20 protein-coding genes are annotated in these 22,054 nt (G+C 60.2%); 11 read left to right on the top strand and 9 right to left on the bottom strand.

Annotation, left to right across the window (positions count from 1 at the left end; genetic code table 11):
- Window positions 1-16: 16 nt before the first annotated feature.
- The 3 genes from BM317_RS07010 to argH all read right to left on the bottom strand — a co-directional run bounded on the left by BM317_RS07010 (window position 17) and on the right by argH (window position 3,171).
- Window positions 17-781 carry an amino acid ABC transporter ATP-binding protein gene (locus tag BM317_RS07010; RefSeq protein ID WP_008001408.1) on the bottom strand — a complete coding sequence of 255 codons (765 nt, stop codon included), beginning with the start codon at window positions 779-781 and terminating at the stop codon, window positions 17-19.
- Between the two features lie 10 nt (window positions 782-791).
- Window positions 792-1,670, bottom strand: coding sequence for an amino acid ABC transporter permease (locus tag BM317_RS07015; RefSeq protein WP_060742901.1), 879 nt, complete (start codon window positions 1,668-1,670; stop codon window positions 792-794).
- A gap of 73 nt (window positions 1,671-1,743) precedes the next feature.
- Window positions 1,744-3,171 (bottom strand): argininosuccinate lyase, encoded by a 1,428-nt coding sequence (argH, locus tag BM317_RS07020; protein WP_060742900.1) that lies wholly within the window; start codon window positions 3,169-3,171, stop codon window positions 1,744-1,746.
- A 295-nt stretch (window positions 3,172-3,466) separates the two neighbouring features.
- Between argH and BM317_RS07025 the strand changes: the two genes are divergently transcribed.
- Entirely contained in the window at window positions 3,467-4,432 is a 966-nt protein-coding gene (locus BM317_RS07025; RefSeq protein ID WP_092168926.1) for a LysR family transcriptional regulator, read from the top strand.
- Window positions 4,433-4,804: 372 nt separating this feature from the next.
- Here BM317_RS07025 and BM317_RS07030 read toward each other — a convergent pair whose 3' ends face one another.
- The 4 genes from BM317_RS07030 to BM317_RS07045 are packed head-to-tail and all read right to left on the bottom strand — an operon-like array spanning window position 4,805 to window position 7,998.
- Entirely contained in the window at window positions 4,805-5,866 is a 1,062-nt protein-coding gene (locus BM317_RS07030; RefSeq protein WP_092473659.1) for a beta/alpha barrel domain-containing protein, read from the bottom strand.
- A gap of 12 nt (window positions 5,867-5,878) precedes the next feature.
- Window positions 5,879-6,808 carry a DUF6282 family protein gene (locus tag BM317_RS07035; RefSeq protein WP_092473661.1) on the bottom strand — a complete coding sequence of 310 codons (930 nt, stop codon included), beginning with the start codon at window positions 6,806-6,808 and terminating at the stop codon, window positions 5,879-5,881.
- Window positions 6,809-6,838: 30 nt separating this feature from the next.
- On the bottom strand, window positions 6,839-7,606 hold the full coding sequence (locus tag BM317_RS07040) for an HpcH/HpaI aldolase family protein (RefSeq protein ID WP_092168917.1): 768 nt from the start codon (window positions 7,604-7,606) through the stop codon (window positions 6,839-6,841).
- The gene (locus BM317_RS07045; RefSeq protein ID WP_092197962.1) at window positions 7,603-7,998 is read right to left on the bottom strand and encodes a cupin domain-containing protein; all 396 of its coding nucleotides are present in this window, start codon (window positions 7,996-7,998) and stop codon (window positions 7,603-7,605) included. Before BM317_RS07045 ends, BM317_RS07040 begins: the two co-directional genes overlap by 4 nt.
- A gap of 193 nt (window positions 7,999-8,191) precedes the next feature.
- On the opposite strand from BM317_RS07045, the gene BM317_RS07050 reads away from it, so the two are divergent.
- From BM317_RS07050 to BM317_RS07065, 4 genes are all read left to right on the top strand, one after another.
- The gene (locus BM317_RS07050) at window positions 8,192-9,622 is read left to right on the top strand and encodes an NAD-dependent succinate-semialdehyde dehydrogenase (RefSeq protein ID WP_092473663.1); all 1,431 of its coding nucleotides are present in this window, start codon (window positions 8,192-8,194) and stop codon (window positions 9,620-9,622) included.
- A 29-nt stretch (window positions 9,623-9,651) separates the two neighbouring features.
- Window positions 9,652-11,241 carry a GMC family oxidoreductase gene (locus tag BM317_RS07055; protein ID WP_092473665.1) on the top strand — a complete coding sequence of 530 codons (1,590 nt, stop codon included), beginning with the start codon at window positions 9,652-9,654 and terminating at the stop codon, window positions 11,239-11,241.
- Window positions 11,242-11,326: 85 nt separating this feature from the next.
- Window positions 11,327-12,667 carry an MFS transporter gene (locus BM317_RS07060; RefSeq protein ID WP_092168905.1) on the top strand — a complete coding sequence of 447 codons (1,341 nt, stop codon included), beginning with the start codon at window positions 11,327-11,329 and terminating at the stop codon, window positions 12,665-12,667.
- A 74-nt stretch (window positions 12,668-12,741) separates the two neighbouring features.
- Window positions 12,742-13,542, top strand: coding sequence for an IclR family transcriptional regulator (locus BM317_RS07065; RefSeq protein ID WP_092168902.1), 801 nt, complete (start codon window positions 12,742-12,744; stop codon window positions 13,540-13,542).
- Window positions 13,543-13,620: 78 nt separating this feature from the next.
- On the opposite strand, the gene BM317_RS07070 is transcribed toward BM317_RS07065, so the two are convergent.
- Both BM317_RS07070 and BM317_RS07080 read right to left on the bottom strand, forming a co-directional pair.
- The gene (locus BM317_RS07070; RefSeq protein WP_092168899.1) at window positions 13,621-14,844 is read right to left on the bottom strand and encodes an OprD family porin; all 1,224 of its coding nucleotides are present in this window, start codon (window positions 14,842-14,844) and stop codon (window positions 13,621-13,623) included.
- Window positions 14,845-15,536: 692 nt separating this feature from the next.
- Window positions 15,537-16,313, bottom strand: a complete 777-nt coding sequence (locus BM317_RS07080; RefSeq protein ID WP_092168893.1) for an IclR family transcriptional regulator — start codon at window positions 16,311-16,313, stop codon at window positions 15,537-15,539.
- Between the two features lie 163 nt (window positions 16,314-16,476).
- Between BM317_RS07080 and BM317_RS07085 the strand changes: the two genes are divergently transcribed.
- From BM317_RS07085 to BM317_RS07110, 6 genes are all read left to right on the top strand, one after another.
- Window positions 16,477-17,235 carry an ABC transporter substrate-binding protein gene (locus tag BM317_RS07085; RefSeq protein ID WP_072405107.1) on the top strand — a complete coding sequence of 253 codons (759 nt, stop codon included), beginning with the start codon at window positions 16,477-16,479 and terminating at the stop codon, window positions 17,233-17,235.
- Window positions 17,236-17,296: 61 nt separating this feature from the next.
- Window positions 17,297-17,953, top strand: coding sequence for an amino acid ABC transporter permease (locus tag BM317_RS07090; RefSeq protein ID WP_092168887.1), 657 nt, complete (start codon window positions 17,297-17,299; stop codon window positions 17,951-17,953).
- A complete protein-coding gene (locus BM317_RS07095; protein ID WP_092473669.1) occupies window positions 17,950-18,696 on the top strand; it encodes an amino acid ABC transporter ATP-binding protein in 747 nt (248 codons plus the stop codon). The genes BM317_RS07090 and BM317_RS07095 overlap by 4 nt, the downstream gene beginning before the upstream one ends.
- Window positions 18,693-19,982 (top strand): NAD(P)/FAD-dependent oxidoreductase, encoded by a 1,290-nt coding sequence (locus tag BM317_RS07100; protein WP_092168882.1) that lies wholly within the window; start codon window positions 18,693-18,695, stop codon window positions 19,980-19,982. The genes BM317_RS07095 and BM317_RS07100 overlap by 4 nt, the downstream gene beginning before the upstream one ends.
- Window positions 19,983-20,160: 178 nt before the next feature.
- Complete coding sequence (locus BM317_RS07105; RefSeq protein WP_092168879.1) at window positions 20,161-21,600, top strand: ATPase domain-containing protein; 1,440 nt, start codon at window positions 20,161-20,163, stop codon at window positions 21,598-21,600.
- Between the two features lie 23 nt (window positions 21,601-21,623).
- The gene (locus tag BM317_RS07110) at window positions 21,624-21,986 is read left to right on the top strand and encodes a response regulator (protein ID WP_092168876.1); all 363 of its coding nucleotides are present in this window, start codon (window positions 21,624-21,626) and stop codon (window positions 21,984-21,986) included.
- The last annotated feature ends 68 nt before the right edge of the window (window positions 21,987-22,054 follow it).

The raw sequence follows: 22,054 nt of genomic DNA on the forward strand, positions 1-22,054 counted from the left end.
GAGCGTCAACGGACGCTTAGGTTCGAACGGCAGAAATGAAGCTTTGGGTGCGAGGGTTTTGCGGACTTATTAGTATTTCTTCGGGGCTTCCAGCCTCCACGATCTGCCCGCCGTCCATGAACACCATGCGATTGGAAACTTCGCGAGCGAAGCCCAGTTCATGGGTGACGACGATCATGGTCATGCCGGTCTGCGCAAGATCGCGCATCACCGACAGCACCTCACCGACCAGTTCCGGGTCGAGTGCCGAAGTGGGTTCATCGAACAGCATCAGCTTGGGGCGCATGGCCAATGCACGGGCGATGGCCACGCGTTGCTGCTGGCCGCCCGAAAGCTCGATCGGGTAGCTGTTGCGCTTATCCGCCAGACCGACACGGGCGAGCAATTCCAGGGCCTCTTCATTCGCCTCTTTGGGGGAGCGCTTGAGCACCTGGCACGGCCCTTCGATGATGTTCTGCAACACGGTCATGTGCGGGAACAGGTTGAACCGTTGAAACACCATGCCGGTGGACAGCCGCTGGCGGGCGATCTGGGTTTCGTTGAGTTCGTGCAGCTTGTTGCCGACGATCCGGTAGCCCACCAGTTCGCCGTCGACCCACAGGCCGCCCTTGTCGATTTTTTCCAACTGGTTGACGCAGCGCAGCAAGGTGCTTTTTCCCGAGCCGGACGGACCGATGATGCATAGCACTTCGCCTTGCTCGACTTCGATGTTGATGTCCTTGAGCGCGTGGAACTGGTCGTAATATTTATTCAGGCTCACGGCCTTGACGATGCTTCTCATGGGGAACTCCTCAGGAACGCTTGCCGGCGCCGCGGGCGAAACGACGCTCCAGGCGGCTCTGACCAAAGGACAGGACGGTGACGGTGGCCAGGTACCAGATGCCGGCGACGATCAGCAGCTCCATCACGCGGGCGTTGGCGTAGTAGATGTTCTGGGCGTTGTAGAGCAGTTCCGAGTATTGGATGACGCTCGCCAGCGAGGTCATCTTCACCATGCCGATGAACTCGTTGCCGACCGGCGGAATAATGATCCGCATGGCCTGGGGCAGGATGATCCGGCGCAGCGCTTGCAGGCGTGGCATGCCGATGGATTTGGCAGCCTCATATTGCCCGGTGTCCACCGAGAGCAGGCCGGCGCGCACCACTTCGGCGGTGTAGGCACCCTGGTTGATGCTCAAGCCCAGCAGGGCCGCCGCGAACGGGGTCATCAGGCTCACGGTGTCCATTTCGAACAGGCCGGGAATGCCGATGGTGGGGAAGATCAGCGCCAGGTTGAACCACAGGAGCAGTTGCAGGATCAGCGGCGTGCCGCGAAACAGCCAGGTATAGGTCACGGCCACATAGCGCAGGATCGGGTTGGCCGACATGCGCATGATCGCAGTGATCACGCCGAACACGATGCCCAGCGCCATGGCCAATACGGCCATGACGATGGTGTTGAGCAAGCCCCACATGATCGCCTCGGAGGTCAGGAACTGGCCGATGTACGACCATTCGATCTTGCCTTCGGCGAAGGCGCGCACCAGGCCAACAAGGGCGATAACGATCAGCGTGGCGAAGAAGATCCGCCCGTAGTAGCGCCGGGGCACATGATCGTACTGGGTAATGTCGAACTGGTTTTCCGCCAGCTTGCGCTCCGCCTGGAGTCGTTCTGCCTGTGTCTGGCTCATGTTGTTTCTCCGTACTCGGTTGCGGCGCTATCGCTGTGGAAGCAAGCTCGCTCCCACAGGTTCGGTGTGTTGCTCAGAGGCGGAAGCCCTGATAGTCCTCGGTCCATTGCTGCTGGGTGGCGAGGGCGGTTTTCAAGCGTCCGATCTGTTCGCGTACCTGTTGTGGCGCGGTCCCGCCCCAGCCATTGCGCGCAGCGATGGCGGCTTCGAGGGTCAGGCTTTCGCGTACCTCTGGGGTGAGGCGCGGATCGATTTCCGCCAGCAGAGCGGGGGAGGCCTCCCACAGTTCGATGTCGTGTTTCTCGCACGCCTGGACCAACGCACCGGTGATTTCGTGAGCTTCCTTGAACGGCACGCCGCGCACCGCCAGCCAATCGGCAACTTCGGTGGCGAGGGTGAAGCCCAGCGGTGCCTGGCGGCGTAACTCCTCGACGTTGACTTTCATGGTCGCCACCATGCCCGCCATGGCGGGCAGCACCAGGAGCAGCGTGTCGACGCTGTCGAGCACGCCGTTCTTGTCTTCGCTCAAGTCACGGTTGTAGGACAGCGGCAGGGATTTAAGCGTGGAGAGCAGGCCGGTCAGGTTGCCGATCAGGCGGCCGGCCTTGCCTCGCGCCAGTTCGGCGATGTCCGGGTTCTTCTTCTGCGGCATGATCGAGCTGCCGGTGGCGTAGGCATCGTCCAGTGCGACCCAGCGAAATTGCCGTGACGACCACAGGCAGAACTCTTCGGCAAGGCGCGAGATATTGATGCCGAGCATGCTGGCGATGAACAGAAACTCGGCGACGTGATCGCGGCTGGCCACGGCGTCGATGGAGTTTTCGCAAACGCCGCTGTAGCCCATTTCCTTTGCCGATTGCTGAGGCAGGCGCGCGATCGCCGAGCCCGCCATGGCCGCCGCACCGAGTGGCGACAGCGACGTGCGCGCGTCCCAGTCCACCAACCGCTGTACGTCGCGTAGCATCGACTGGGCGTGGGCCAGCAGGTGGTGAGCGAACACGATCGGTTGCGCCTGCTGCAGATGGGTGAAGCCGGGGCAGATGCTTTCGATGTGTTGCTCGGCCTGTTCCACCAGCGCCTGCTGCAGGCCCAACACTTCAACGGCCACGGTGCGTACGTGGTCACGCAGGAACAGCCGCAGGTCATTGGCGGTCTGGTCGTTGCGCGAACGGCCGGCCCGCAGCTTGCCACCCAGGGCGCCAAGCCGTTCGGTCAGCAGGCGCTCGATGAACGTGTGGACGTCTTCATCATCCAGGGTCGGGGCGATGCTGCCGGCGCGATAATCCGCGCCGATGCGTTCCAGGGCGTCGAGCATGGTCTGGGTTTCTTGCTCGGTCAGCAGTCCGGCGCGCTGCAGTTCCCGGGCATGGGCCTTGGAGCCGGCGAGGTCGTACGGGGTGAGCCGGAAATAGCGCTCAGGGCAACGGGACAGGGCCGCCAAGGCTTCGGAAGGGCCGCATTTGAAGCGAGCACCCCAGAGTCGGTCGGTGGTTTGAGACATTGTTGTTTTCCTCGTCGGTTACGCGAACTGAAACGGGTACTCCAGGCCACGGCGTCGCTACGAAAGTCAGCGAGCGAAGTCAGGCCAGAGCAGTTTTCAATAGGGCAGTTGCATCGGTGCGAGAGCTGATCGAACTGTCAGCTTTTGATGTTTCGCGACCAGCGTTTTGACGCTGATGTTCGGAATTTATTGTCGGTTGCCAAGCTTGGTTTTCTGTGTTCATTATTATTGGGTCAGCTTGTTTTTGTTGTTGGGCACAGGTTGTTGAATAGAGCGCCAGAGGTAAATAAGCATTATGGAAACCCCACTTTCCAATTCCGGAAACCCGCCGCCAAGAACCCCGCAAAGGGCACCATTGGCCCTCAGCGGGCTGGACTTCAAATTGCTCAAAGTGTTCAAGGCCGTGGTCGAGGCGGGAGGCTTTAGTGCCGCACAAAATGAGCTGAATGTGGGGCTTGCGGCCATCAGCAAACAGATTTCCGACTTGGAAATCCGCATCGGGATGCGCCTTTGCACGCGCGGGCGCGAGGGCTTTCACCTGACGGAAGAAGGGCGCCTGGTGTATCAGGCGTCGATAGACTTATTTGCCTCGGTCGACAACTTTCGTGATCGCCTTAGTTCCGCGCAAAACGAACTTGTTGGTGATCTTGGTGTGGGGGTTATTGATAATACTATTTCGGATTATAATTCCCCGTTAGTTGCTGCGCTCAGGCAAATGAATGAACAGTCGCCCAAGGTCCGGTTTCAACTTCAGGCTTCGCAACTCGATGAAGTCGAAAGAGGTGTCGTCGAAGGACGGTTGGTGGCGGGGATCGTACCGATTTATCAAAAGCGCGAAGAGTTCGATTACTACGAACTCTATGAAGAACGTTCGCAGGTCTATTGCGCACTCGGCCACCCGCTGTTCTCCATGGCGGACGCGGACATGGGGGAACATGTGCTCAAGGAGTATGAGTGCGTCAACCATCGCTACGCGATTCATCGCGACAAACTGAAATTTGCACACTATGACCGCTTCTCCGCCTCGGCCACCCAGGTGGAAGCCGTGGCGTTGCTGATCAAGACGGGGCGTTTCCTCGGGTTCCTGCCCCAGCATTACGCCGCATCGATGGTGGCGCGGGGAGAGTTGCGCGCAGTGCGTCCGGACCTGATCAACATCGTCACGCCGTTCAGTCTGATACTGCGTCACAACACTGTGCGCAGTCCCTTGGTCAAGGCCTTTGCCCAGGCATTAGGGGTGGATCTGAAGGCGCCGGTTTGATGTTTATGGGGTAGTCATCCACGAGCCTTGGTGGCAACCGCAGTGATAGGGCAAGTTGCACCATCAAACCGTTGGCGCTGTTCTCGTTCAAACACCGCTGCCTGTTCCGGCGTGTTCCGTAAGGGCAACAAACGCGAACTTTTCAACTTTTGCGACCTGAGCACTTTTATCCAAACATCCCATAGAATGGGTGTCGGCAGCTTGTTCCTGGATCACGGCCCTAGGCCTGTGAGGCCGAGGACGGTGAAGATCCCAAAAAAGCGATTTCCGGCGGTAATGCTGCTCCGCTTTAGTGAGCAGCATTACCCTACAGGGGCCCTTTTTACGGCAACATGAATCGCCAGCTTTCAGTGATCTCCCGGCCAAGCCGCTTCAGTCTGGAGACCCTGGGCACTCCGGGGCGAAGTGTTTCCACCAGTCGGGACGGTCAGCCTGTTGCTGATAGGTCTGCACCTGATCGGCCGCACTGCCCAGCAGTTGCTCCACGCTCAGGCCGCGCCGGCTGACATAGTCGTCCAGTTCCTGCACGGCGCGTGAGAGGACCGGGTAACCGCCGGCGAATACCGCCGATGTCATTTCAGTGGCGCAGGCACCCGCCAGTAGAAAACGCGCGACATCCAGACCGTTACGGGCACCGTTGGTGGCGATCAGCGGGTAGCTGTCGCCCATGGCCTTGCGGGTCATCATCAGCCAGCGTGCGGTCAGTGGCAGCGCCCAACCACCACCGATTGCTGCACTGGTCCCAAGCATTGGCAGGCCGCTGTCCAGATCCGGTAGAAACCCCATGAAGCGGCCCATCATCACCACGCTGTCCGCGCCCCCCCGACGTGCCGCTTGAGCCAGGCCGACCACGTCCTCGCTCTGCCCGGTCAGCTTGATCCACAAGGGCAGGGTGGTGGCCTTGCGAATGCGCGATACAATCGCCTCGATTCGCGCCGCTCCCCGTTCCAGTACGATGGCGCCCTTGGCCGCTTCTTCGCCGTGAGGTGCGCCGATGTTCAGCTCCAGTACGCGAAGACCGGCCTGTTCGATCTGCCGGGCGTACTCGGCGCATTGCTCAAGGTCACTGAGGATCAGGCTTGGAATGACATAGGCGTCTTGCCGTCGGGCTTCGATGTCCAACGCCGCCAGTTCATCGAGCCATTCGCCGAACTCGCGCTGAACCAGGCCGGAGCGACCGAACAGGCTGGCATCGGCCGGTGGCGAGAAGTCCCACGGCAAACGGTTCCAGTTCGAGTCCAGTAGCACGTAGTCGGTCTTGTCCAGTTGCTGTTTGGCGGCCTGGGATTCGTTGGTGGATTTGGCCACTACCGCGCCAACGCCGGTGGCCAGGGCGGCACGAATGGCCTCGCGGGTCATGGTCTGTTCGCCGGCGCCGCAGATGACCGGGTTTTTCAGCGTCAGCCTTCCGATGGGTGTGGTGAGTCGCGTCATGGTCGTTCCCACTCACAGGTTCATCAGGCGGGAGGCGTTGCCGGAGGTCATTTTGCGAATGTCCTCGTCGCTGTAGCCCAGGTCCAGCAGTTGGCCGATCACGTTGCGAAAGCCTTCGGCAATGCTCGGGTTGCCCTGTTGGCCGAGGTCGGAGCCGAGGATGGTCAGGTCGACCGTGCCGGCTTCGATGACTTGTCGCAGGAATTGATCATCGTAGAATTTGAACTTCGAACCGGGCACCCACATGCACATCGAGTGCTCCATGAACACACCTTCCCTGGCCAGTTGACGCATGTCATCGAGGGTCGCGTCGACCACGTAGGTCGGATGGTTGACCAGCAAGCGCTTGACCCCGCGGTTGCGAGCTTCTTCGAACAGCGGCCAGATTTCCCGGATGTTCAGGTGACCGGCGGAAAGCACGATGTCTTCGGCGGCGATCAGGTCCAGAATCGCTTTGACTTCTTCTTTCAGATGGCCGTCGTCATCAAGTACGGTCAGCGGAATCGGCTGCAGCATGCGCTGGGTGGTCTGCGGGAATTTCTCGGTGAACTTGACGTCCTGATGATGGTGTGCGATGTGATTGGCCGAAGAAAAAGTCGGCATCCAGACCAGTTTCGCTCCCAGCTTCAAACCATGTTCGACCGCATGTACGTTCAGGCCGCCAACCGCGTTGTTCAACGGCACGCCGGAAAGCATGTGCACGTCAAGCTCGCTGAAATGCTTGTTCAGCAAGGTCGTGACCGGTGTGCAACTGTAGTAGTGATCCTTGAGCAGCACAGCCTTGAGCCCGGCTTCGCTGGCTTCACGCATGGCCTCGAGGTGATCGCAGTAGCGGGGCATCACGGACGGGCCGCTGTGGCAGTGCAGATCGATGGCGCCGCGCATCAGGCTGTCGATGTGGGCCTGGCGGTCCTCGATGGTGGGTTTGACGATGGCGTTCATGACATTACCTCTTGTTGTTTTGGATAGGGTTCAGCGAACCAGGCCGTGAAAGTGCCGGACCTGTTGCGTCCAGCCGGTACGCAGCACCGCCTGATCCGCACCCAGAATGAAAAAGCGCACGCCCATGGCATGGAAGCGCGCCAGGTCGTCGCTGTTGGAGACAAAAATGCCGGCCGTCTTGCCGGCCTGTTGTGCCGCGTCGATCACCCGGCTGACAGCGGACTCCACGCGCGGGTCATCCAGCGTGCTGACGCCCAGCGACACGCTCAAATCCGCACGGCCCACCAGCAGACAGTCGATCTGATCGACGTTGGCGATGGCCGCGAGGTTGTCCAGCGCTTCACGGTCTTCGATTTGCGCGATGATCCCGTGGCGACCATCTTCGGCGACCATGTGTTCTGCCAGATTCGCACGGCCATAGCCGCCTGCTCTTGGCGAGTTGGAGAAGCCGCGAGTGCCGCTGCGATAGCGGGTGGCCTGCAAGACCTGCCTGGCTTGGGCGGCATGGACGATATGCGGCAGCACCAGGCCATCGGCCCCCAGATCCAGCGCTTGCAGGAGGGTCGTGGCGCGATCGTCGGCCACGCGTACCAAGCCTGCGACATGGCTGGCGCGGCAGGCCAGTAACCCACGATCGAGACTGCCCTGGTCGAAGGGCGCATGTTCGGCATCCAGCACCACCGCGTCCAGGCCGCAGTCCCCGGCGATCTCGACCACGGCATGGCTCGGCGTCTTGATGAAGGTGCTGACCAGCGCTTCACCGCCGCGCAGCCTGGTCGCGAAATCCGTACGGCTCATGACGGCTGGTGCCCGGCACCCGCAAATTCGGCCGCCTGGTATTCGATCAAGTGGCGGTAGTCATCGCGAATCGGCGAGAACACATCCAGATTCATCACCACCTCATCGCCCACAGGTTCTGCGTAATGCACCACGTGGGGCGGGATGCGAATCATGCTGCCCGGGCCACCTTCCACGACGTCGTCGCCGAGATGAAAGCGCACCCGACCCTGCACGATGATGACGAGCTGCTCGAAGGTGTGGCTGTGGGGAAACACGTCCATCCCCGGCGTCAGCCAGTTCATGACACAGAGCGTGTCGTCCCCGCGGAACGCGACACGCTCCACGCCTTTGCGAACCGTCTCGCGTGGCAGGTCATTCCAGTTGTGAAGCAATGCGTTGGCTAGGCTCATCGGTGACTCCTTTGTTTCTTTTGTAAGAATTATATTTCTCTGTAAGACAAAGCTAACGCCCGGTCAAATAGACGGTCAAGTGACTTTTTTTGGCTTGACACCTGTTCTTCGGGAAATCTAGGATTACGTCATTCAGAGAAATAGTGTTTCTCTCAATGAAATAAACCGTGATTAATTCTGAGGGGCCCGTGATATGCGAGTTATTGAATCCCTGCTCATTGATGGCCAGTGGTCCACCGGTGCTCATGAGCGTCAGGCGGATGTGTTCAACCCCGCCACCGGTGAGGTCATCGCGAAGCTGAGCCTGGCTTCGACGGCCGACCTGGACCGAGCACTGGCCGCCGCGCAACGTGGGTTCCAGGCCTGGCGCAAGACGTCTGCCTATGACCGTTCGAAGATTCTGCGTCGAGCTGCCGATCTGGTGCGTCAGCGTTCGGACGAGATCGCGGCGTTGATCACGCTGGAGCAGGGCAAGCCGCTGGCAGAGGCCAAGCTTGAAGCGTTCGGCGCTGGCGATCACATCGACTGGTACGCCGAGGAAGGGCGTCGCGCCTATGGACGTGTGATTCCGCCCCGTGCCCGTGGTGTGCGGCAGACCGTCCTGCGCGAACCAGTGGGCCCGGTCGCGGCGTTCAGTCCTTGGAACTTCCCGGTGAGCCAATTGGTGCGCAAGATCGCCGGAGCACTCGCTGCGGGCTGCTCGATCATTGCCAAAGGGCCGGAAGAAACGCCGTCATCGTGCATCGAATTGTGTCGGGCGTTTCAGGATGCTGGTGTGCCGAATGGCGTTCTGAACCTGGTGTTCGGCGTGCCTGCCGAAGTCTCCGATTACCTGATCCGCTCCGAGGTCATTCGCAAGGTGTCGTTCACCGGCTCCGTGCCGGTTGGCCGTGCACTGGGCGCGCTGGCCGGGCAGTACCTCAAACGCTGCACCCTGGAGCTGGGCGGGCATGCGCCGTTCATCGTCTGTGACGATGTGGACGTCAAGGCCGTGGCGGCGCTGGGAGCCGGTCTGAAGTTTCGCAACGGCGGGCAAATCTGCGCGTCGCCGACGCGTTTCTACGTGCAGTCGTCGATCTACGAGCCGTTCGTTGACGCATTCTGCCAGGCCGGTGCAGCGATCAAGATGGGTGATGGTCATGACACTTCGACTCAACTGGGACCATTGGCCAACCCGCGTCGGGTAAGCGCGGTACAGGAATACGTCGATGACGCACTGGCTGTCGGTGCGCAGTTGATGTTGGGCGGCAAACCGGCACAAGGCGCCGGCTTTTTCTACCCGGCCACGGTGTTGACCGATGTTCCGGACAACGCCCGGGTGATGAACGAGGAACCGTTCGGGCCCATCGCTTCGATCGTTCGCTTCGACACCGTCGAAGAGGTGATCGAGAAAGCCAACGGCCTGTCGTTCGGGTTGGCCGCCTTTGCTTTCACCCGCTCTATCCAGCGCGCCACCTTGCTGGCCGACGAGCTGGAATCGGGCATGGTGTCCATCAACCACTTTGGCCTGGCAGCACCGGAAACACCGTTTGGTGGCGTTAAGGATAGCGGCTACGGCAGCGAAGGCGGAAGCGAAGGGCTGGACGCCTACTTCACCACTAAATTCGTCAGCCAGATCGGCTGAGAAGACGCCACACAACGAGAACAACAACAATGAAAACCTTCGATTACATCGTCGTCGGGGCCGGCTCGGCCGGCTGTGCGTTGAGCGCACGGCTGGCACAGGCGGGCAAGCAGGTGCTGCTGCTCGAAGCAGGTCCTGCCGACAATCATCCCTACATCCACATTCCCGGCACCTTCATTCGCATTCACGGTTCGCAGCGGACCTGGATGTACCGCACCGAGCCTGAGCCTTTCGTCAATCAGCGTCGTATCTACATCCCCCAGGGACGCACCCTGGGAGGCGGGAGCTCGGTCAACGCCATGATCTACATTCGTGGCCAGGTCGAGGACTACGACGAGTGGCAAGCCAGCGGCTGCCCTGGCTGGGGCTGGCAGGACGTCTTGCCGGTGTTCCGCCGCTGTGAGTCCAATGCTCGCCTGGGTGGCGAGCTGCATGGCCAGGACGGCCCGTTGAAGGTCAGCGACCCGGATCACCGGCATGCCTTGAGTCGCGCGTTCGTCCAGGCAGCGGTGCAGGCCGGCGTGCCCGAGACCGATGATTTCAACGGTTCGAAGCAGGAAGGTGCAGGTTTCTACCAGACCACGACCTCACAAGGACGTCGTGCCAGTTCCGCCGTCACGTACCTCAAGCCGATGCGACGCGATCCCCATCTCACCGTCATGACCGATACCCATGTGACAGGGCTGCTGTTCGATGGCAGCCGTGTCACGGGCGTGCAGGCGCTGGGTCGTGGCGGCGCGGCGACACAATTTACGGCACGGGCCGAGGTCATTGTCAGCGCCGGTGCGGTCGCTTCGCCCAAGTTGCTGATGCTGTCGGGTATCGGTCCGAAAAGCCATCTTCAAGCGATGGGCATCGCCACCCGGGTGCATTCTCCGGGGGTGGGCGAGAACTTCCAGGATCACCTCAGTGCCTCGGTCTACGCCCAGACCCGCGAGCCAGTCAGTTTGCTGGGCCATGATCGAGGCCTGCGTGCCGTGGGCCATGGGTTGAAGTACCTGGCCAATCGCTCGGGACTGCTGAGTTCCAACGTGGTCGAGAGCGGTGCGTTCGTCGATGCCACCGGCTGTGGCCGCCCCGACGTGCAGTTTCACGTGGTGCCGGCGTTGGTCGGCGACATCGATCGTTTGCCGCCCGGCGGCCACGGCATCTCCATCAACCCCTGTGCGTTGCGACCACGTTCCCGAGGCCAATTGCGCCTCAAGAGCGCAGACCCGATGCAGGAAGTGGCGCTGAAGGCCAATTACCTGAGCGATGAACACGATCTGCGCACCATGGTCGCTGGTGTCAGGTTTGCCCGTCGTATTCTGCGCGCGCCGGCGCTGGCCAGTGTGGTGGAAAACATGCTGCTGCTCCCCAACCACGACGACATTCCCGATCATGTGCTGGAGGACTATGTGCGCAGCGTGGCCAAGACGGTTTTCCATCCCGCAGGCACCTGCCGAATGGGTACCGACGCCGATGCCGTGGTCGGCCCGGACCTGAAAGTGCACGGTGTGCAGGGGCTGCGTGTGGCTGACGCTTCGATCATGCCGACGATCGTCAGTGGCAATACCAACGCGCCCAGTATCATGATCGGCGAACGTTGTGCCGATTTCATCCTGGGGAGCGCTGCCTGATTGCCTGAACGTCGGATGTCTTGAAAAAACCGGTTTTTCGGAACCGGTTTCTCTTCGCATACACAACAATTACAAGAGTACAGCGATGAACCTTATCTCTCGTAACACCTTTAACAATGAACAGGACAGCCTCCTCTGGAATCGCATCGCCTGGCGCCTGCTGCCGTTCCTTTTCGTGCTGTACATCATTGCCTTCCTCGATCGGGTGAACGTGGGGTTCGCCAAGCTGCAGATGGCGGCCGACGTCGGCCTCAGCGACATGGCCTACGGGTTTGGCGCCGGGGTGTTTTTCCTCGGCTATTGCCTGTGTGAAATCCCCAGCAACCTGATGCTGCAACGGGTCGGGGCGCGGTACTGGATCACCCGGATCATGATCACCTGGGGGCTCCTGTCGATGTCGATGATGTTCGTCCAGACACCGACGTCGTTCTACATCCTGCGTTTCCTGCTGGGCATGGCGGAGGCGGGGTTCTACCCCGGCGTCGTCCTGTACATGACGTACTGGTTCCCGTCCTACGCTCGCTCACAGGGCATGGCCTGGTTCAACCTGGGGATCGCCATGGCGGGCGTGTTGGGCAGTCCTTTGTCCGGCTGGATCATGCAGACCTTCGCTGGGGTCCATGGGCTCGCGGGCTGGCAATGGCTGTTCCTGCTCGAAGGCATGCCTGCCGTGCTGCTGGGGATTGTGGTGTTCTTCTACCTGGATGACCGCCCTGGCAACGTTCACTGGCTGACCCCGGCGCAGAATGCGCGTGTCGTGCAGCATCTGGCCGAGCAACGACAGGAGCATGAGGCGGCAGGGGCGGGGCACAACTTTCGTGCGGCATTCGTCAGCAAGGGGCTGTGGTGCCTGATCTATGTGAACTTCGCCTTGTTGTGCGGTACCTACGGCGTGTCGTTCTGGCTACCGCAGATCGTGCAGAGCTTGGGGGTCAAGAGCCTGTTTCACACTGGCTTGATCGCGGCGATTCCGTTCGCCGTGGCGTCGGTGGTCATGGTGCTGGTCAGCCGTCATTCGGATAGAACCCGTGAGCGCCGCTGGCACGGCACACTGTGCAACCTCGCCTCGGCACTGGGTCTGGCGATTGCTGCGTTCTTTCACGATCAGCCGGTACTGTCGTTGGCCGGTCTGAGCCTGGCGATGTCCGGCGGCCTGGCAGGCTTCTGTGTGCTGTGGGCCTTGCCTGGCGTGCTGCTGACCGGTACGGCCGCGGCTGCGGGCATTGCGCTGATTGCCACCGTGGGCAACCTGGGTGGTTATGCCAGTCCGTTCATGATGGGCTGGATCAAGCAAAGCAGCGGGCATCTGGAGTATGGCCTGTACGTGTTGGCAGTCATGACCTTGATCGGCGCCTGGGTGATGTCGAGGGTCAAGCCGACCAGCGCGCAAACCGTGGTGGCCATGCCGCAACCCTCTGCTATTTGATATCGCAGAACAACACAAGCGTTTCGGCAGGAGATACAATCGGGCTTTTCCAGTGATCGATCTGAGGTGACCTCTTGGAACAGGATGACGAAAAGCCCACCACCGGACCGGTATTGCTCGAGTCGGTCGAAATGGTGTTCCGTCTGCTCGATGAATTGACGGCTGCGCGCCGTCCCCTGGGTGTGACCGAACTGGCGCATCAGTTGCAAACCGCCAAGCCCAGGACCTACCGGCATCTGGCTTCGATGCGTCAGCTGGGGATCCTCGAGCAGGATCCCGTCACTGAGAAATATCTGCTGGGCGCTCGTCTGGTGGCGTACGGCGAGGCCGCGGGCGAGCAGTTCGACCTGCGCGCAATCGCAGACCCTTACCTGACCCGTATCCGCGATGCCACGGGGCAGTCGGCCTTGCTGGCTGTCGCCACCCATGACACCGCTCTGGTCGTGTCCTGCGTCGAGTCCAAGGCCAACGTGTGCATCTCGGTCAAGCCGGGCAACCGCGTATTGCCTTACTGCTCGGCGCAGGGCCGTACAGTGCTGGCGTTCGCCGATGCCGCCAGTCAGCAGCGGGTGATGCGTCGCAAGATGCCACGACTGACGGAGCGCACCCTGCATGAGCCTGAGTTGCTGGCACAGCGTCTGGAGTTGATTCGTCAGCGTCTGTACGACGACGCCGACAGCGAAGTGACCATGGGCATCAACGCCCTGTGCTGCCCGATCTTTCGCGAGAACGATGTGATCGTGGGCACCATCGGTATCGTCGGGCCAAGCGCGGCAATTCCGTCACCTCCGCCAGCGGCCATGTTGCGCGAACTGCAATCGGCTGCGGCAGAAATCAGCGAGCGCCTTCACGCGGGGACTTACCAGCGTCTGTGATGTTTCGCACCTGATCCTCACAACAAAACCCCAGCCTGCTTCAGGTCTGGGGTTTTTTATTGTTCAAGGCGATGGGGATCAGAAAATGTTGAGCGGGTACTCGGTAATCAGCCGGACTTCGTTGAAGTTCAGCCCGCGATCCGGGCTTCTGAAACTGGCCTGGCGCACCCGGAACGACAGGTCCTTGGCCGGGCCCGATTGCAGCACGTATTTCATCTCGATGTCGCGTTCCCACGCGTGACCGTTGTTGGTCAGCGCCGTGTGGAAATCGGTGCCTTTGAGGTAGCGGGTCATGAACGTCAGTCCCGGTGCGCCGAGTGCAGCGAAGTTGAAGTCGTAGCGCGCCTGCCACGAGCGTTCGTTCTCATAGTTGAAGTCCGAATACTGGACCGAGTTGGCCAGGAACACCGTGCTGTTACCGTCCACGCCGTAGGTATAATTGCCGGTGCCGGTGACGCGCTGGTGAGCGATCAGGAACGTGTGAGACCCGGCCGCCAGGGACGCCGACAGGCTCCAGATACGGTTGTCCAGGACACCGCCTCGTTGCTGACCCTGACTCTTGGTGTCGTAGCCGTTGAAGTCGAAGGTTGCGCTGTAGCCTGCGCCCAGCGGCAGGATTGAGGTGGCGCCCACGTAGGTCTTGCGCCAGTAGTCGTCGACGTCGGAGTGGTAGACCCGTGCGCTGAGGTTGGGGGTGAACTGGTAGCTGCCGCCGATCAGGTCAAGGTCGGTCAGGCGGCCGCTGTCGTGCTCGCTCTGATCGCGCCCGCGCAGGGCGGTGAAATGCCCTGCATTGAGGGTGAGGCCGGGCAGTTCCTTGCTGGTGACCAGCCAGCCTTGGGTGGTTTCCGGCAGCAGCCGGTTATCACTGGTCGCCAGTACTGGAAGGTTCACCAACTGCTCGCCGTATTTCAACACTGTTTTCGATAGCCTCGCCTTGAGTGCCATACCGCCCTTGGAGTACTCATCCTTGGCCCCGTCGCTGTCTTCTTCGAGCAGCAGCGTGCCGCCGCCCTTGCGCCCGTTGCCTGTGTCGAGCTTGATCCCCAGCAGGCCGATGGCATCCACACCGAACCCGACCGTTCCCGGTGTAAAACCGGACTCGAAGATGCCGATGAAACCCTGCGCCCATTCTTCTGAGTAATTCTGCGCAGTGCGGTCATCGAGGAAGTTGCGGTTCATGTAGAAGTTGCGCGCCTTGATCGAGAAGTGCGAATCCTCGACAAAGCCGCCGTTGTCGGCGAGCGCGTTCAGGGGGAGTGTGCAGGTGAGGGCAACAGTCAAAACATGTTTGTTGTTCATATGAGTCATGTTCCAGGCGTGCGCAAGCGTCCAGCCATTTCCTTTGGGCGGGAAACGGTCAGCGCTGTAATTGTTGTTATGGGGCGTGCAGCGTTCTGCCAGAAGGAATGGTTTATGTGGGCTAGGTGGTCATGGACGCTCCTGGTTTCAGGGGGACTTCGAAAATTGACCGGCTCAGTCGTGCGCTCTCACCCAAGAAGGCGGGCAGTTATCGAGCTGGATTTAGCGTATCACTGAAAGAAACATCATTTCTTTCAGTGGGCTGATGTTAGAGACCTGGGAAGAGTGCTGTCAAGCGCCGAACTGGCGCGGGGAGAGTTGCGCGGGGGGGCGCCCGGACCTGGTCAACATCGCCACGCCGTCCAGTCTGATACTGCGTCACAACACTGTGGGCAGCCCCTGGGTCAGGGCCTTTGCCCAGACGCTGGGAGTGGACCTGACGGCTTCGGTTTGATTGTTTGTGTGTTGGATAATGACGGGCCGTGGCGGCAACCGGAGTGATAGGTAAGTTGCGTGATCAAACCGTTGGCGCTGTTCTCGTTCAAACATCGCGACCTGTTCCGGCGTGTTCCGTTGGAAGGACATGCAGTTGAATTATCTTTAGGGCTCAATCACCCCGGCCCAGTAACGCCACACCTTAGGAATTGTTCACTACAGAGCGCACGCTTGTTGGCTACTGCGTTGGTGTCCGGCTAAAGGGTTCGTATCGAAGAGCGAATCGCCCGTGCACATTCGATCACTGCAGGCGCCAGCTTGCGCTCGGCTTCCTCCATGCTCCAGCGACTCGTGGGCACCACTACATGCACGGCTGCGACCGGCAGGCCCTGGCTGCCAATGATCGGCGCGGCAATGGACATGTCGCCAAGAAACAACTCTTCTTTGTTCGTGGCGTAGCCCCTGCGCCGTGTGGTCTCGATCTGCTCGATGATGTCGTCGATCTCGGTCAGGGTGTACTGGGTATGGCGTTTGCGCTCGCTGGCTTGCAGTGCGGCAAGGAGTTCGTCGTCGGGCTGGGCACTCAGGAAGGCCCGTCCGGAACCGGTGCAGTACATCGGGATCCGGCTGCCGATGGGCATGTGGATAGGGATGAATTTCGGCGCCACGAAGCGGGCCACGTATACCATGTCCAGCCCGTCGGGTTCGGTCAGGTTGGTCGTCTCCCCGGTAGCCTGCGCCAACTCGGCAAGGAACGGGTTGGCCACGTCTACCAGTGTATCGGCGGCCAGGTAGTTGTAGCCGATCTCCATGACCTTCGGGGTCAACTGGAAACGCTTGGTCTGCGGATGCTTGCGCACATAACCCAGCTCTTCGAGGGTATGAATCATGCGTTGCGCGGAGCTTTTGTTGATGTCTGCAGCTTGGGCGATATCCGCCAGGTTCATCGTGCGCCGGGCTGCGTTGAACGCTCGCAGCACCGCCAGGCCTTTTTCCAATGACTGATTGAACAGCGGGTGAGGGTTATCGCTCATGGAAATCCTTAAATTCTGCGCTTTGAATATCGATATTCGATACTTATAAATCTCTTTACGATTTTTGTAAATCGCTTTACAGTCATTTTGAGCCTCCTGCCATTCCTATGGGGCAACCCTTACCGGACTTAAGACAATAAAAGCGTCCAATGGGAGATACGCCATGCTTACTCGCTTTCGTGCACTCACGTTCGTTGTTGCCCTGGCTGCTGGCATCGCTTCAGCCAACGCCGTCGCCGAGCCCGTCTACAAGGTCGGCGCAACCGCAACGGGGATTCCCTTCACCTTTCTCGACGTCAAGAGCCAGAGTATCCAGGGCATGATGATCGACGCCGCGCAGGCAGTGGCCAAGGCTGGCGGCTTCGAGGTGGAGATCCAGCAGACCACCTTCGCTTCGCTGATCCCGTCACTGACGTCAAACAAGATCGATCTGATTTCTGCCGCCATGCTCCGGACGCCGGCGCGGGAAAAGGTGGTGCAGTATTCGGATCCGGTCTTCACCTATGGCGAGGGGCTGATCGTCAAGGCCGACGACCAGACCGCATACACCCGCATGGAGGATTTTGCCGGCGAAGTTGTCGGCGCCCAGGTCGGCACCGTGTTCATCGATGAGCTGAACAAGCGTGGCGTCTTCAAGGAAGTCCGTGGCTATGACTCGATCCCCGATCTGATGCGCGACCTGGCCCTCGGCCGTATCAAGGCGGGTTTCGCCGATCGCCCGATCGTCGCCTACCAATTGGCCCAGGGCACGCAGAACAAGGTGCACCTGGTGCAGAGCTATCAGCCGGTGGTAATGGGGGACGTTTGCCTGATCGTGCGCAAGGGCGACAACGCAACACTGGAGCAGGTCAACAAAGGCATCGCTGCGATCAAGGCTGATGGTTCCCTCGAACGGATCATCGAGAAGTGGAAGCTCAACTGAGGGTTTTGTCGACCGCCTGCGGTAGCGGGCGGGTCCACTCATTGTTCCGTGGGTAGCTTTTATGATTCTCCAGAATGCGTTGGACTTCCTCCCTATCTTGCTCAAGGGGGCGGTGGTCACTCTTCAAGTGACGGCCGGGTCGTTTGTACTCAGCTCGCTGATCGGCCTGCTCCTGGCCCTGATGATGGTCTCGAAAATACGTACGATCGCGTTGTTCGCCATCAGCGTGGTGAACATCATCCGGGGGCTGCCGATCATTGTGCAGCTGTTTTACATCTATTTCGTCCTGCCGGAATTCGGCATTCAACTGACGGCCATGCAAGCCGGTGTCATTGGCCTGGGAATCGCTTATTCGGCCTATCAGGCGGAGAACTTCCGGGCCGGTATCCAGGCGATCCAGCAAGGGCAGATCGAGGCGGCGGAATCCTTGGGTATGCGCGGTGCGATGGTGATGCGACGAGTGGTGCTGCCCCAGGCATTTCGCATCGCCTTGCCGCCTTACGGCAACACCCTGGTCATGATGCTCAAGGACTCGTCGCTGGTCTCCACCATCACCGTGGCCGAGATGACTCGCGCGGGGCAACTGATCGCCTCTTCGACCTTCGAGAACATGACGGTCTACACCCTGGTGGCATTGCTCTACCTGGCGATGAGCCTGCCGCTGTCCTTTGCGCTGCGCCGTCTGGAAGCACGCTTCAGCAACCGGAGAACGTCATGATCGAGATCAAGGGCATTCACAAGCGTTACGGCAACGTGCCGGTCCTCGAAGGCATCGATTTGCAGGTCAAGAGCGGTGAAGTGGTGTGCCTGATTGGCCCTTCGGGGTCGGGCAAGTCCACGTTGTTGCGCTGTATCAATGGCCTGGAAAGTTATGACCAGGGCGAGGTCCTGGTCGGCGATGAACGTGTCGACCGCAATGCCAGGAACATCCACGACATTCGCACTCGGGTGGCGATGGTTTTTCAGCGCTTCAATCTGTTCCCGCACCGCACAGCCTTGGAAAATGTCATGGAAGGGCCGATCTACGTAAAGAAGGAGAACCCTCAGGCGGCGCGCAAGAATGCCGAGGCGCTGATGGAAAAGGTCGGCTTGGCCCATCGGATGAATGCCTACCCGGACGAACTGTCCGGGGGGCAGCAGCAACGTGTCGCCATTGCCCGGGCGTTGGCGATGAACCCCCAGGCGATCCTCTTCGACGAACCGACCTCGGCCCTCGATCCGGAGTTGGTCGGTGAAGTGTTGGCGGTGATGCGCAATCTGGCCAATGAGGGCATGACCATGATCGTGGTGACCCACGAAATGGCCTTCGCTAGAGACGTCGCCGACAAGGTCTGTTTTCTTCACAGCGGCAAGATCGTCGAGTCAGGACCCGCCGGGGAAGTACTGAGTACGCCGACGCATCCTCGCACACAGGACTTTCTCCGCCGACTGCTCAACCACAGCGGGGAGGTGCCGGCATGAATGCACCTTTCGCCCCGCAACTGCCGGCCTCGCTCTGGGCCGCGACGGCCACACCGGCGGTGCAAACGCCGGCCTTGGCCGAAGACAAGCAAGTGGATGTGGCTATCGTGGGGGCCGGCTATACCGGTTTGGTGACGGCTTTACGCTTGGCCGAAGCGGGTGTCAGCGTCTGTGTGCTGGACACCGGGGAGCCAGGCTGGGGGGCCTCGGGGCGCAACGGCGGGCAGGTGATTCCCGGGCTGAAGTTCGACCCGGATCAATTGCACGCCAAGTTCGGCCCGGCCCGGGCCGAAGCGATGATCGAGGCGGCCGGGTCAGCCGCTGACGAGGTGTTTGCGCTGATTCGTCAGTACGGGATCGAGTGTGATGCCACCCAGAAAGGCTGGATTCAACCGGCCTGTTCAACGACCGCGATGAAGACCATCGAGCAGCGCGCCGCGCAATGGCAACGCCGGGGCGTCAAGGTGGAGCTGTTGGACCGGGCCGCGGTCAGCCAGCGTATCGGTACCGAGCATTACCTGGGGGGGTGGGTCGATCCTCGGGCCGGCAGCTTGCATCCATTGAGTTACGCCCGTGGCCTGGCGAAGGCCGCAGTGGGGCAGGGCGCAATGATCCACGGCCACAGCCGCGTCACGGGGCTGCAGCGACAGCGATCAGGCTGGCTATTGTCCACAGCGCAAGGCTTCAAGGTCAGTGCGCAACGGGTGTTGTTGGCCACCGATGGCTACACCGACGACCTGTGGCCCGGGTTGCGCCAGACCGTCGTCGCCGCCAACAGCTTCATCATCGCGACCCGTCCGCTCCCGCCGGCGATCCGCAAGACCATCCTGCCCGGTGGCGAGGTCTGTTCGGACTCCCGCCGTTTGCTGCTCTACTTCAAGCTGGATGCCCAGGGGCGTTTGCTTCTGGGAGGGCGAGGGCCGTTCTCGGAGCCTTCCCGGCAGCGTGACTGGGCGCACCTGGAGCGTTCGCTGGGGGCGCTGTTTGCGCAAGTGGCGGATGTACCTGTCGAATACCGCTGGAGTGGTCGGGTCGCGCTGACGCAAAGCTTTCTTCCCCATGTGCACGATCCGGCACCGGGGCTGTCAGTCTTGCTCGGCTACAACGGCCGCGGTATCGCCCTGTCCACGGCGTTAGGCAAGCATCTGGCCGCGAAGCTCTCAGGGGCGACGCAGGACTTCCCATTCCCGGTGATGCCATTGCGGCGAATTCCGTTTCATGCGTTGCAGCGGCTTTATCTTGCGGCCGGAATCAGCTATTACCGAGTATTGGATGCCTTGTTTTGAGCGTTTATTGAGGAAGCTGCGGGCAACGCTTGGGCGTTGTCGGTGGAGTCGTATCGGCCCAAGACGGGCGACTCCCAGACCAATTTTCCATTCAACCTGAATGGCTCCGAAGTGGAAATGGCGTTAGCATCCCCTCCATTGGGCTTGAACAGCCTGTTTTTCAGATCAGGGTCGCATTGTGGAAAAGCTAAAACGCCTTCAAAGCGGAATCGAAGGACTCGACGCGCTGCTCCAGGGAGGGCTGGTCGCGGGTGCTTCATACATAATCCAAGGACGCCCAGGTTCAGGCAAGACTATCCTCGCGAACCAACTTGGATTCCATCATGCCCGCAGTGGTGGTCGTGTTTTAGTCGCCACGCTGCTGGCCGAATCACATGATCGACTTTTCCAGTTTCTTTCTACGCTGAGCTTTTTCGACTCAGCCAAAGTCGGCGCTGAAATCCAATTTGTCAGCGCATTCGACACATTGGAAAACGAAGGCCTGGATGAAGTGGTGAAACTGCTTCGACGGGAGATCAGTCGGCAAAAGGCTACCGTGATGGTTGTCGATGGTCTGCTCAATGCGCGCTCCAAGGCCGACTCGCCCATCGACACCAAGAAATTCATCTCAGAGCTGCAGGGACATGCCGCTTTCGCCGGTTGCACCGTGTTGTTCCTCACCAGTTCGCGGCTCGACGACGGTAGCCCCGAGCACACGATGGTGGACGGTGTCATCGAAATGGGTGAAGAGCTGTTCGGGACGCGTTCGGTTCGGCGCATTCAACTGCGCAAGACCCGCGGCAGCGGTGCGTTGACCGGTCTTCACGAATGTGAAATCAACGACGACGGTTTGGTTGTCTATCCGCGCCTGGAAAGCCTCTACAGCCGTCCTTCTGCGCCCGACAGTGCTGACATGACGCGTATAGCCAGCGGGATTGATTCACTGGATGACATATTGGGTGGAGGCTTGCACAGCTCCAGCGTGTCCCTGGTCATCGGTCCTTCCGGGATTGGTAAAACGACGCTGGGTCTCAAATTCCTCGCCAAGTCGACGGCGGATGCCCCTGGCTTGCATTTCGGATTCTATGAAAGCCCGCAGCGACTGCGCCTCAAAGGCCTCTCCCTGGGCATCGATATCGAAGACATGGAAAAAAGCGGTGCGTTGAGCATTGCCTGGCAGCCCACCACCGAAGGCTTGCTGGATGGACTCGGCGCACGACTGCTGAACATCGTCAAGGAAAAGGGTATCAAGCGCCTGTTCATCGATAGCCTGAGCGGCATGACACGGACTTCGACAAATCCCGCGCGGATTACCGATTTCTACAGCGCGCTGATGAACGAGCTGCGATCCCGGGGCGTTACGGTGTTCGCCTCCTGGGAGATGCGAGACCTATTCGGTTCCGAGGTCAGTTCACCGAACTCGGACCTGTCCAGCATCGTCGACAACCTGATGCTCATGCGCTTCCTTGAGGATCGCTCTGAACTAAGAAGGACGCTCTCCATTCTTAAGGTACGAGACAGCGCTTATGACCCCTCGCGATTCGAGGTGGTCATCCGGGATCAAGATGTTTTCCTTGAAAAGGCTTTGAAAAATGAACCTTCAGTCGCAGCTGAGTCATTGCCTGGTTCAATTTCATAAGTCTTTGAGCGGGTTGAATTAACATGACCACCATCCTGGTCGTCGACGACGAGTATTTGATCGCTGACATCCTCGGTTTTGCGCTAGAGGACGAGGGCTTCATGGTCGTAAAAGCCAGCAATGGTCAAAAAGGACTCGAAGTGCTGGAAAGAGAACGTCCAGCCTTGATCATCACTGACTTCATGATGCCGGTCATGGATGGTCTTGAATTCGCCACGGCCGTGCGAGCCCTACCGTCCGTCAAGGGTTTGCCGATCATCTTGATGAGCGGCGCCCAGGCTCACGTGGGGATGAAGAGATCGGATTTGTTTGATGCAGTGCTGCCCAAGCCATTCGACATCGACTCGATTGTCGCCGAGGTGAAGAGGCTCCTGGCTGCAGAGTGATACGGCATCTAGCGGCGCAGCTTGCCAGATGGAAAGGTGCGCGTGTGATCACGGTCGCTTTCCGTGAT

The sequence above is a fragment of the Pseudomonas sp. NFACC24-1 genome (genome assembly GCF_900115235.1).
Classification (GTDB): Bacteria; Pseudomonadota; Gammaproteobacteria; order Pseudomonadales; family Pseudomonadaceae; genus Aquipseudomonas; species Aquipseudomonas fluorescens_AA.